The 12,449-nt window shown below is 48.8% G+C and carries 11 protein-coding genes; all 11 read left to right on the top strand.

What is annotated here, in order from left to right; genetic code table 11:
• Positions 1–11 precede the first annotated feature (11 nt).
• The 11 genes from dapA to M3202_RS04120 all read left to right on the top strand — a co-directional run bounded on the left by dapA (position 12) and on the right by M3202_RS04120 (position 12,441).
• Positions 12–875 carry a 4-hydroxy-tetrahydrodipicolinate synthase gene (gene dapA / locus M3202_RS04070; RefSeq protein WP_251222063.1) on the top strand — a complete coding sequence of 288 codons (864 nt, stop codon included), beginning with the start codon at positions 12–14 and terminating at the stop codon, positions 873–875.
• Between the two features lie 689 nt (positions 876–1,564).
• A complete protein-coding gene (locus tag M3202_RS04075; protein ID WP_251222064.1) occupies positions 1,565–3,232 on the top strand; it encodes a ribonuclease J in 1,668 nt (555 codons plus the stop codon).
• Positions 3,233–3,422: 190 nt separating this feature from the next.
• A complete protein-coding gene (locus M3202_RS04080; RefSeq protein WP_390189541.1) occupies positions 3,423–4,181 on the top strand; it encodes a ClpP family protease in 759 nt (252 codons plus the stop codon).
• Positions 4,178–4,399 carry a YlzJ-like family protein gene (locus M3202_RS04085; protein ID WP_251222065.1) on the top strand — a complete coding sequence of 74 codons (222 nt, stop codon included), beginning with the start codon at positions 4,178–4,180 and terminating at the stop codon, positions 4,397–4,399. Before M3202_RS04080 ends, M3202_RS04085 begins: the two co-directional genes overlap by 4 nt.
• Before the next feature lie 118 nt (positions 4,400–4,517).
• Positions 4,518–6,836, top strand: a complete 2,319-nt coding sequence (locus M3202_RS04090; RefSeq protein ID WP_251222066.1) for an FtsK/SpoIIIE family DNA translocase — start codon at positions 4,518–4,520, stop codon at positions 6,834–6,836.
• A gap of 89 nt (positions 6,837–6,925) precedes the next feature.
• The gene (locus M3202_RS04095) at positions 6,926–7,651 is read left to right on the top strand and encodes a GntR family transcriptional regulator (protein WP_251222067.1); all 726 of its coding nucleotides are present in this window, start codon (positions 6,926–6,928) and stop codon (positions 7,649–7,651) included.
• A gap of 34 nt (positions 7,652–7,685) precedes the next feature.
• Complete coding sequence (yfmF, locus tag M3202_RS04100) at positions 7,686–8,966, top strand: EF-P 5-aminopentanol modification-associated protein YfmF (RefSeq protein WP_251222068.1); 1,281 nt, start codon at positions 7,686–7,688, stop codon at positions 8,964–8,966.
• Positions 8,967–8,971: 5 nt separating this feature from the next.
• Positions 8,972–10,267 (top strand): EF-P 5-aminopentanol modification-associated protein YfmH, encoded by a 1,296-nt coding sequence (yfmH, locus tag M3202_RS04105; protein WP_251222069.1) that lies wholly within the window; start codon positions 8,972–8,974, stop codon positions 10,265–10,267.
• Positions 10,267–10,989, top strand: a complete 723-nt coding sequence (ymfI, locus tag M3202_RS04110) for an elongation factor P 5-aminopentanone reductase (RefSeq protein WP_251222070.1) — start codon at positions 10,267–10,269, stop codon at positions 10,987–10,989. The genes yfmH and ymfI overlap by 1 nt, the downstream gene beginning before the upstream one ends.
• A 75-nt stretch (positions 10,990–11,064) precedes the next feature.
• Entirely contained in the window at positions 11,065–11,322 is a 258-nt protein-coding gene (locus M3202_RS04115; RefSeq protein ID WP_251222071.1) for a DUF3243 domain-containing protein, read from the top strand.
• A gap of 342 nt (positions 11,323–11,664) precedes the next feature.
• Complete coding sequence (locus tag M3202_RS04120) at positions 11,665–12,441, top strand: DUF3388 domain-containing protein (protein WP_251222072.1); 777 nt, start codon at positions 11,665–11,667, stop codon at positions 12,439–12,441.
• Positions 12,442–12,449 lie beyond the last annotated feature (8 nt).

Below are 12,449 nucleotides of genomic sequence, written 5' to 3' on the forward strand. Positions count from 1 at the left end.
AGCTGGGAGAAATGGAGTTTGGTCATGTGTATACAGCGATGGTGACGCCCTTTGACGAAAAAGGGGCTCTTCACCTTAAGCGGCTGGAGGAGCTGATCGATCATTTGCTTGCTAACGGGACGGATGCATTGGTGGTGGCCGGGACGACGGGAGAATCACCAACGTTATCGCCTTCGGAGAAGCTTGAGCTTTTTCAGCATTGTGTGGATTATGTGAAAAAGCGGGTGCCGGTCATCGCCGGTACGGGAAGCAACGATACAAAGGGATCTGTGGAGCTAACGGAAAAAGCGGCGGCGCTCGGTGTTGATGGCATCATGCTTGTCACGCCTTATTACAACAAGCCGTCGCAAAAAGGTCTGTATGAGCATTTTAGAACGATTGCTTCGCGTACGACATTGCCGGTTATGCTTTACAACGTTCCCGGGCGCACGGCCCTTCATATGGAGGCTGAGACGGTGATCGCCTTATCAAAAATAAAAAATATTACCGCGGTAAAAGAATCAAGCGGTGATCTCGAACATATGGCAAAGCTGATCACCGAAACGGCGGATGACTTTATTCTTTATACAGGGGATGATGGCAACACGCTGCCGGCGATGGCGATCGGGGCAAGAGGCGTTGTTTCCGTCGCTTCGCATATTATCGGTGCGGAAATGCAGACGATGATTTCTCATTTTTTACAAGGAAATGTCAGCGAGGCAGCGGCGCTTCACCGTCAGCTTTTGCCGACGATGCAGGCGATGTTTTCCGCGCCCAATCCAACATGCGTGAAATATGCGCTTGAGGCAAGGGGAATTGAGGTCGGCGGCGTCCGCCTGCCGCTCGTTCCGCTTGATGAACAGCAGAAAAAAACAATCGACGCTGTCTTAGCATAAGAGGCGTGCAAGGCTTTTAAAGCCAAAGAAGCTTGCTTCAAAAGGAGTCAACCTGCCTTTTGGAGCAGGCTTTTTTTGTTGTCTGCATGCCGCTAAAACGGAGCTTTCACGTTTTCCGTAATCAATATCTCCTCATTTTTGAAATGATAAGAATAGACGTCCACCTGTCATTATTTGCGGGGCAAAACATACCCTGTTTTTCTCTTTTTACCGGGTGAAAAGCCAGCGCCTGTCGTTTCGGCTCAAAATTTGGATACCTTTAGGTAATATTGACAGATGAGGAAGTTCAGCTTGTGTTTCAATTTACAAATAAGGTATACTGAAAACAATGATTTGTTCGGATAAAGAATGGGGCTGTGTCGAAAGTGAGGCAATGACGTAGTGCGCGCTATCTGCCTGCAATGGGGAAGCCATGTTAGCAGGCTTTGACGATCTTGCAGCGGCTCCGTGAACTCCCGAGGTGCTCAAAAGAGCGGGAAGTTGCTGATGAGACACCTTTTTCATGACGTAATGGAGACAGCCTTGCATCGTTGGGCAGTAGAGATGTGCAATGGCTGAAGCGTCACCCGGCATTGTTCTGTGAGTAGGGCAGCTCTGCCATTTTAAACGAATAGAAGGTCATCTATGCCAAGGATGATAGAACGGATAAAAAGCAACATAGAGATTGATGAAAGTAGGAGGAACGTCCATTGTCAAAAGAAAATAATGAAAAAGTACGTGTGTTTGCCCTCGGTGGAGTAGGTGAAATCGGCAAAAACATGTACGTTGTAGAGGTGAATGAGGACATCATTGTCGTCGACGCCGGTTTGATGTTTCCGGATGATGATATGCTTGGAGTCGACATCGTGATTCCTGATGTATCCTATCTTGTTGAACATGAAGAACGTGTACGGGGAATCATTCTGACCCATGGTCATGAGGACCATATCGGAGGATTATCATATGTGTTAAAGAAAATAAATGTTCCTGTCTATGGAACGAAGCTTACCCTTGGCCTAGTTGAAGAAAAACTGAAAGAAGCAGGGATTTTCCGTCAGACGACATTGCGTTTGATCGATGCAAACAGCCGTCTGAAAATCGGCTCGACTCCTGTCTCTTTTTTCCGAACAAATCATAGTATTCCAGATTCTGTCGGCGTTACGATTGAAACGTCACAGGGATCAGTCGTGCATACCGGCGACTTTAAATTTGATCAAACCCCGGTGGACGGCAAGCAAGCCGATATCGGAAAGATGGCCGCCATCGGTCAGCGCGGCGTTCTTTGCCTGCTCTCTGACAGCACGAATGCCGAACGGCCCGGCCTGACAAAGTCCGAAACAGAAGTTGGACAAGGCATCGCCGAAGTATTCGAAAAGACGGAAGGGCGAATCATCGTCACGACCTTCGCTTCGAATGTCCATCGGATTCAGCAGGTGATCCAGGCTTCTATTGCAGCGAAACGAAAGCTTGCTGTTGTCGGAAAAAGCATGGTGCGCGTCATCACGATTGCCTCCAAGCTCGGCTATCTTGAAGCGCCGAAGGATCTTTTTATTGATATCGATGAAATTGGCAAGTATCGCGACGAGCAGCTCGTTATTATTACGACCGGCAGTCAGGGAGAGCCGATGTCAGCGCTGACGCGGATGGCAAAAGGGGCTCACCGGCAAATTACGATTACCAATCACGATACGGTCATTATCGCCGCCTCGGCGATTCCGGGAAATGAAAAGTCCGTCTCGTCGATTATTGATCAGCTTCATCGGATCGGGGCGGAAGTCGTCTATGGACAAGCCAAAGTTCACGCCTCCGGTCACGGCAGTCAAGAAGAGCTGAAATTGATGCTTAATTTGATGCGCCCTAAGTATTTTGTACCGATTCACGGTGAGTTCCGGATGCAGCATGCCCATCGCAAGCTCGCTTTGCAGGTCGGAATCAAGCCGGAAGCGATCTTCCTTGTTGATAAAGGGGAAGTCGTTGAGTTTACGAACAATCAGGCGCGTAAAAGCGGCAAGGTGCCATCCGGCAATGTGTTAATCGACGGTCTTGGCGTCGGCGATGTCGGAAACATTGTGCTGCGTGACCGCCGCCTCTTATCAAAGGACGGGATTCTTGTTGTCGTCGTAACATTAAACAAGAAAACGGGCGAATTCGTCGCCGGTCCGAATATTATTTCGCGCGGCTTTGTGTACGTGCGCGAATCGGAAAAGCTGCTTGAAGAAGCCAATACATTGGTGGAAGTCATTTTGAAGAAATGTGTCAGTGAACAGGTTAATGAATGGTCTTCGCTCAAGAGCAATGTTCGAGAAGGATTGAGCCGCTTCCTGTTTGAAAAAACGAAAAGACGGCCGATGATTCTGCCGATTATTATGGAAGTATAAGCGCCGAGCCATAGCTCTTCTTCGAGTGACGAAAAAAGAAGCTTTTCGGTGGCCTTCGTTTCAGAGATGTCTCAAAAGGGTGAAGTAGACCTTGCGGGACATCTCTTCTTTGTTTTGCGGCCGATGGATGAAACGTTGGAAACAAGCTCATACTACGGGAAGAAGGATGATGAAAGGAGGCGTGTGGTCGATGACAATGGAACAACCTTATGCCGAACAGCCACAGCCGAATCAACCGGCTCCGAAAGAGGAGAAGGGATCGGGAATTTTGGACAAGATTCAGGAGTTAGGTCAGACGAATGTGCCTGATATGGCGCAGTCAAATATTCATTGTATGACGGTTGTCGGTCAAATCGAAGGGCATATGCAGCTCCCGCCACAAAACAAAACGACGAAATACGAGCATCTCATTCCCCAGCTTGTCGCGATTGAACAAAACCCGAAAATTGAAGGGCTATTGCTCATTTTAAATACGGTTGGCGGGGATGTGGAAGCCGGTCTGGCGATCTCCGAAATGGTCGCTTCGATGTCAAAGCCTTCCGTAACCCTCGTGCTTGGAGGAGGTCATTCGATCGGGGTGCCGATTGCCGTCGCCGCCGACTATTCGTTTATTGCCGAAACGGCGACGATGACGATTCATCCGGTCAGACTGACAGGATTAGTGATCGGGGTTCCGCAATCATTTGAGTATTTGGACAAAATGCAGGAGCGGGTCATCAGCTTTGTAACGAAGCACTCAAATATTACAGAAGAGAAATTTAAAGAGCTGATGCTTTCGAAAGGCAATTTAACGAGAGATATCGGGACGAATGTAATTGGAACGGATGCGGTGAAATACGGTTTGATTAATGAGGTTGGCGGGATCGGTCAGGCGCTCGGAAAGCTGAACAGTCTGATTGACGAGTACCGGCAAAAACAGGCTGACGGAAAGGATGAGGTCATCCAATGATTCTCTATACAATGGTTCCTCCTGAATTCATTTTCCCGGAAGAGGAACAAAGCTACACATCCCAGCAGGTTATTCCGTGTGAAGCCGGCCAGTTGATCGTAGAGCGGCTTAATGCCTCCGAATACCGGATTGTACGGCTGCTGAGCGGAGATCCGATGCATTATTTAAATGAAAAATATACACCCGGAACCGTCATCCAGGCAAAACCGCAATTTTAGCATGTAGACAGGCATAGTCTATGCTATAATTAACTTCATCCAAGAATGGTCGAAGCAGCCAGCTGGCTGCTTCTTAAGTATTGAATGGAAATTGTGATTGAAGTAAAGGGTGAAACGTATGGCAAGACGAAAGAAAAAAAGAAAAACCGAGTGGAAATCTCAGCTGACATTTGAACTCATCGGTCTCGGATTGCTTGTCATTGCTGTCGTTACATTAGCACGACTTGGAACAGTTGGCGAAACCTTTGTGCGACTATTCCGTTTTTTTCTCGGAGAATGGTTTGCTGTGCTCGCCTTCGGTTTATTGGCGATTTCCATCTACATTATGGTCAAGCGTCAGCAACCTAAGCTGTTGACGCGCCGAATGTCGGGAGCCTATGTCATTCTTCTTTCTATGGCTTTATTCAGTCATGTTGGTTTATTCAACCAGCTTGCCGGTCAAGAAGGATTTCAAGACAGGTCGGTCATTCGCAATACGTGGAACCTGTTTTGGATGGAAATGAGAGGGGAGATCCCGCCTGCCGACCTGGGCGGTGGGATGATCGGCTCTCTGGCCTTTGCCATGAGCCACTTTTTATTCGCTGAAGCAGGGACTTATTTTTTATGCTTTGTATTGTTTATGATCGGATTAATTTTGATTACAGGTCGCTCGCTTTCGGAGCTTATCGGCAAATTGTTCCGACGCAGCTATCTTTTCTTAAGTGACAGCTTTCGTTCATTCGGCGCTGAACTGAAGCAAATGAAAGAAAGAACGAAGGAAAAGCTGGAAGAAGAGCGAAAAAACCAGAAGAAAAAAAAGAAAAAGCGGCCGTTGCCTGATGAGGCTGATGAAATTGAACCGGCGACTGAACAGCCCGAAGGCGAGCCGGAAATTGTCGATTTCACCCAAAAGCTGTATCCGCCGGTTGAAGAGAAACGAAAGGTGGAACAAGAGAAAGAAGAGGTCAAAGCGGTGGACGAGCCCGTCCAGGAAGCGCTTGTCACAGCCCAGGAGACGAATGAAGCGTATCAGCTTCCAAGCTTTGAGCTGCTCAAGCTGCCCGATAATCCAAGTCAATCCGGGGAAAAACGCCAGTTGACTGAAAACGCGCGCAAGCTGGAACAGACTTTAGAAAGCTTTGGCGTCAAAGCCCGCGTGTCGAAGGTGCATCTCGGCCCGGCTGTGACGAAGTACGAAGTTAACCCGAGCATCGGGGTGAAAGTGAGCAAAATTGTCAATCTTGCTGATGATCTGGCGCTTGCCCTCGCGGCAAAGGATATCAGAATCGAAGCGCCGATTCCGGGCAAGTCGGCGATCGGGATTGAAGTGCCTAATCAGGAAGTGGCGATTGTCACGTTGCGCGAAGTTCTTGATTCGCCTGAATCGCAGCGTGAAAGCAACGTCCTCGCTGTCGGCCTCGGACGGGATATTTCCGGGGAACCCGTTCTCGCTCATTTGAACAAAATGCCCCATCTTCTTGTGGCAGGAGCGACAGGCAGTGGGAAAAGTGTTTGTATTAACGGCATTATTACAAGTATTTTATTAAAGGCGAAGCCGCATGAAGTGAAGCTGATGATGATCGATCCGAAGATGGTCGAGCTGACGGTATACAATGGTATTCCTCATCTGCTCACCCCTGTTGTGACAGAAGCGAAAAAAGCGTCCCAGGCGTTGAAGAAAGTTGTCGCCGAGATGGAACGGCGCTATGACTTGTTTTCCCATACGGGAACAAGAAATATCGAGGGCTATAACGAAACGATCAGACGTCATAATGAAGCCGAAGAAGCAAAGCAGCCGATGCTGCCTTACATCGTCGTCATAGTCGATGAGCTCGCTGATTTGATGATGGTAGCTTCTGGCGATGTCGAGGACTCGATTGCCCGCCTCGCGCAAATGGCGCGTGCTGCCGGGATTCATATGATCATTGCGACACAGCGGCCATCCGTCGATGTGATTACCGGAGTGATTAAAGCGAACATCCCGTCGCGTATTGCCTTCGGTGTATCCTCGCAAACCGACTCAAGAACAATCCTCGATTCAGGCGGCGCAGAAAAGCTGCTCGGCCGCGGGGACATGCTCTATATGCCGGTTGGTGCGACGAAGCCGAAGCGGGTGCAAGGGGCGTTTCTCTCCGATCAGGAAGTTGAAGATGTCGTCAACTTTGTCATCTCCCAGCAAAAAGCGCAATACCAGGAGGAAATGACACCAACCGAGGAGAAAGCAGTGGAAGGACAAGTGGAGGATGAGCTGTATCAGCCTGCTGTTGAGCTCGTGACGGAAATGAACACCGCCTCTGTTTCGATGCTGCAGCGCCGTTTCCGCATTGGCTATACGAGGGCGGCTCGCTTAATCGACGAAATGGAAGTCAGAGGCATCGTTGGCCCGTATGAAGGTAGTAAGCCCCGGGAAGTTCTTGTTGAGAAGACAGAGGTGGACGAAGCATCTCATTCATCATAGACGAACTTGGGTGAGGGGGAGACTGGCAAAAGCAAAAGCTACGTCGCCCCTGCCCCTTTGACAAGAGAGAATGAAAAGGAGTGGAGAGTATGATTAAAACGGATCAACGGCCTCTATATTTACAAGTCATTGACCGCATCAAAGAAGATATTGATAAGAAGGTGTATGAAGAAGGGGAAAAGCTGCCATCCGAATTCGAGCTCTCCAAACAGCTTGGGGTCAGCCGGGCGACGCTGCGGGAGGCGCTGCGGATTCTTGAGGAAGAAGGCGTTGTCATCCGCCGTCATGGAGTCGGGACATTTGTTCATTCCAAGCCGTTGTTTACGGCCGGAATCGAGGAAATGTACAGTGTGACGGATATGATCATTCAGGCGAATATGACTCCAGGGACGATCTTTTTGTCCTCTTCGGTGCAGCCGGCAACGGAGGAAGACCGGCGCAAATTCGCGCAGGAAGACCTCGCCGAGATTATGGAAATCGAACGGGTTCGTACGGCGGACGGAACGCCGGTTGTTTACTGTCTGGATCAAATTCCGAACCAGCTTGTTGAAAACCATTCGATCCATGAAACAAAGTCAATTTTCCGTTTTCTTGAAGAGATCGGGCGGACGATTACCCATGCCGTTACCTATATCGAGCCAATCGGCTATCATGAGCACGTCTCGGAAATTTTAGAATGCGACCCGGAATCCTCGTTGCTGCTGCTGAAGCAAATGCATTATGACCAGCTTGAACAGCCGCTGCTCTATTCGTTAAATTATTTTCGTGCCGATAAATTTAAGTTTCATGTTGTAAGAAAAAGGGTGAAAGCATAACCTAAGCTGACTGGCTGAAAAAGGAGATGAGTAGATGAAGCCGTTAACAGAGAAGATCCATAGCTGTGATCAGATGACGATCCACACAGTCCCGACGGATAAATATAAGACAACCTCATTAATCATGATGATGAAAGCCCCGCTGGAACAGGAAACGGTTGCGCTGCGGGCCTTGCTTCCTCAGGTGCTGCAAAACGGTACGGCGTCGAGGCCTTCGCGGAAGGAGCTGCGCCAGACGCTGGACGAGATGTACGGCGCCCTGTTCACAACGGATGTCCAAAAAAAAGGAGAACAGCACATTATCACGCTGCGGTTAGAGGTGGCAAATGAGCAGTTCTTGTCTGATTCCACTCCATTGTTAAAGCAGGCGACGACCTTGCTTGCCGAAATTCTGCTCCACCCGCGTCTTGAGGGCGACACGTTCGTGAACTCAGTGCTGGAAACGGAGAAGCGTTCCCTCATTCAGCGGATCGAATCGGTCTATGACGATAAAATGCGCTATGCGAATGTGCGGGTTACGGAAGAAATGTGTAAAGGGGAGCGGTTTGCGTTAACCGCCTTCGGAACGGCAGAAGAGGTTCAGGCGATCACTGCCGAGTCGTTGCACGACTACTATGTTAACGCGATCCGGACGAATCAGTTTGATCTTTATCTCGTTGGCTCGTTTGAGGAAGAGCAGGCTCTTGCCGATGTGAGAGAAGCGTTTGCCCCGCTGATCGCGATCAATAAGCCGGCAAACCAATTAGTGACGACCGAAAGCCCCGATGTTGATGAGATTCGCGTCGTTCACGAAGCGCAGGACGTTAAGCAAGGCAAGCTTCACATTGGATTCCGCACGTATCTCACCTACAGCGACGAAGATTATGTGGCGATGCAAGTTTGCAACGGCCTGTTTGGCGGCTTTTCTCATTCAAAGCTTTTTATCAATGTTCGCGAAAAGGAAAGCCTCGCTTATTATGCGGCCTCACGGCTTGAAAGCCATAAAGGGATCATGATGGTCATGTCCGGAATCGAATTTGCAAAATATGAACGCGCTGTCGAAATTATTAAAGAGCAATTTGCGGCGATGCAGCAGGGCGACTTCAGCACGGACGAAGTCGAGCAGACGAAGGCGATGCTGAAAAATCAAATTCTCGAAACGGCAGATGTGGCGCGCGGCTATGTTGAACTTCTTTACCACCAGGTGATCAGCGGCAGCAAGCGCACGCTGTCAGAGTGGCTTGAGCAGGTTGATGCTGTGACGAAAGAAGATATTGTCCGCGTTGCCAAACATGTCAAGCTTGATACGATTTACTTTTTAAAAGGAAAGGAGTGAGTGCCGTGAAGCCTGTTCATTTTTCACAATTGGAGGAAACACTCTACCATGAAACGCTTGAAAACGGGTTAAGCGTCTACATTTTGCCGAAGGAAGGCTTTAATAAAACGTTCGCTACCTTTACGACGAAGTACGGGTCAGTCGACAATCATTTTTTACCGCTTGGAAAAGACGAAGCGATTCAGGTTCCTGACGGCATTGCCCACTTCCTGGAACATAAAATGTTTGAGGATGAAGACGGTGATGTATTCCAGGATTTCAGCAAGCAGGGGGCCTCGGCTAATGCCTTCACGAGCTTTACCCGCACAGCTTACTTATTCTCAAGCACGACGAATGTCGAAAAAAACCTCGATACACTGCTTGATTTCGTGCAGCACCCTTATTTTACCGAGGAAAGCGTCGAGAAAGAAAAGGGGATCATCAATCAGGAAATTACGATGTATGACGATAACCCGGATTGGCGCGCTTATTTTGGCGTGATTGAAAATATGTTTCATACCCACCCGGTGAAGATCGACATCGCCGGTACGATCGAATCGATTTCCCATATTACAAAGGATTTGCTTTACACATGCTATGAAACGTTCTACCATCCGAACAATATGCTGCTGTTCGTAGTAGGGCCAGTCGATCCGGAGGCGATCATGGCGCAAATCAAAGAGAATCAGGCAAGCAAGGAATTTGCCGAGCCGACCGAGCTTCAGCGTTATTTTGACGAGGAGCCGGAGACAGTGGCCCGAAGCAAGCATGTGATCACGATGCCCGTGCAAACGCCGAAATGCCTCGTCGGCTTTAAGGAAAAGGGAGCTGACCGTCAAGGAAAAGAGCTGTTAAAGCGCGAACTCTCGGTCTCTGTGCTGCTCGATGTCATGTTCGGGCAAAGCTCGGAAAATTACCAGACGTTGCTCGAAGAAGGCTTGATCGATGATTCCTTTTCTTTCGATCATTCGGCTGAACAGGGCTTTGGCTTTACGATTATCGGCGGGGATACGAAGCACCCGGACAAACTCGCCGAGCGTTTGCAGGAGATGGTTGAGAGCTTCAAGCAGACCGCTTTAGTAAAAGAAGAAGTCGACCGCGTGGTAAAAAAGAAAATCGGCTCCTTCCTGCGATCGCTTAATTCCCCTGAGTATATCGCCAATCAGTTTACGCGCTATCAATTTAATGAGATGAATTTATTTGATGTCGTACCTGTGTTGGAAAGCGTAACGGTTGATGAGCTTCAGCAGGTGCTTGCCGACCATTTTCAATTTGAGCGCTTTACTGTTTGCCAGGTGATGGCGGAAGGGTACAACCAATAATGAGAAAGCAGATTTTACTTACGGGAGCATCGGGCGGGATCGGCCAGGCGATTGCAAGAGAGCTGGCTGCTCCAGGCTGCTCTCTTTTTTTGCATTATGCGACCCAGCGAGAAAAGGTGGAAGCCGTCGGCGAAGCTTGCCGGCAAAGCGGAGCTGAAGTTACGTATATTTGTGCCGACCTCGCGCGTGAAGACGGCGATGAACAGCTGCTTTCCGCGCTGCCTTCGTACGCCGCGATCGATACGGTCATTCACAATGCCGGAACGAGCCATGCCGGCTTGTTTACCGAAATGACAAAAGCTGAAATCGAGCAGCTGATGAACATTCACCTGCTTAATCCGATGCATATTACGAAGGCGCTGCTGCCGGGGATGCTGTCTAGGCAGGCGGGAAACATCGTCATCATCTCGTCGATTTGGGGTCAGACGGGCGCGGCATGTGAGGTCGCCTATTCCGCGGCGAAAAGCGGTTTGAACGGCTTTGTGAAAGGGCTGGCGAAGGAAGTCGCACCGAGCCGGATTCAGGTCAATGGCATCGCTCCCGGGGCAATTGAGACGGAGATGCTGAACGGGATCGATCGCGAAAGCCTGATCGAGGATATTCCGGCAAACCGGCTTGGCCGGCCGGAGGAGATTGCAGCCACGGTTCGTTTTTTAACGTCAGGTAAAGCGACTTACATAAATGGGCACATCCTTTCGGTCAATGGCGCGTGGCATTGTTAAAAACATTTTCATGCATAATTTTTCCCTGCCTTAGAAAAAATATAGAATGAAGTACATTATCAAGGAGGAATTTACATGTCTGTATTAGACAATTGGGATCAATGGAAAAATTTCTTGGGTGATCGTCTTCATCAGGCGGAGGACGAAGGGATGAGTGAAAATGTTATCTCTGATGTTGCTTATCAAGTTGGTGAATATTTGTCGCAGCAGGTTGAACCGAAAAACGAACAAGAGCGTATCCTAGCCGACCTTTGGCGCGTAGCCGATGAACAGGAGCAGCATGCGATAGCCAATATGATGGTCAAGCTTGTGCAAAATAACGGCACTCGTTAAGCAGACCCGCTAGTAGACGCCGGGTTTATCGCGGAAAACACCGCAGGTCCATTTTGCGCGAAGGCCGCACCGAAGAAAAATTCCGGGACGAGCTTTTCAACAGCAGGAGACGATGGATATTGCTTTGGACTTGTTCCAAAAGGTCACATTCAACCTTTAGGGACAAGTCCTTCTCTTTTTTTCATAAGAATGGAGCGGGAGAAACGAGAAACCTGTTTTATTTCCGACAAAGTTCTTTCATTTGTGACGAAAATCCATTATCATGAAAGGTAGAGAATACCAGGTGGCAGCGAATCGTCTCCTTCGTATCCAGATTTATCATTGCAGTAAAGGGTGGCATAAATGGATGATGTAAAAGAATGGTATTTAGAATATCATATACATAAGAACAGACCTGGGCTTCTCGGCGATATTTCGTCGTTGCTTGGTATGCTGAAAATCAATATCGTCACGATCAACGGCGTTGACGGGATGTTACGCGGTATGCTGATTCGCAGTAAAAGTGACGATCAAGTGGCGAGATTCAGGGCGATTTTAGAAACGATCGAGGATATTAAGGTTACGAAATTCAGGGAGCCGCGCGTCCGCGATCGTCTGGCGATTCGTCATGGCCGCTATATTGAGCGGGATGCCGATGACCGCAAAACGTTCCGTTTTATCCGGACGGAGCTTGGTCTGCTTGTCGATTTCATGGCGGAACTGTACAAGCGGGAAGGGCATTTGCTTGTTGGGATTCGGGGAATGCCTCGTGTCGGAAAGACAGAGTCGATTGTCGCTGCCAGTGTCTGTGCCAACAAAAGATGGTCTTTTATTTCTTCGACATTGCTGCGGCAAACGGTGAGAAGTCAGCTGGCTGATGATGAGTTAAGTGAGGATCATATCTTTATCATTGACGGGATTGTGACAACGATGCGCTCGACCGAAAAGCACCGTATGCTTGTTCGGGATATCATGCGACTTCCTGCCGTGAAAGTAGTCGAGCATCCTGATATTTTTGTACGGGAGACAGAGTATGAGTTGGATGATTTTGATTGCATTATCGAACTCAGAAATGATGAAAAAGAAGAGATCACATACGAAGTAGTTGAATCGGGCTTTTCCTCTTTTGATATAAGCTAAGGTGTAGG

This window comes from Halalkalibacter oceani (genome assembly GCF_023715605.1).
Lineage (GTDB): Bacteria > Bacillota > Bacilli > Bacillales > Bacillaceae_D > Halalkalibacter > Halalkalibacter oceani.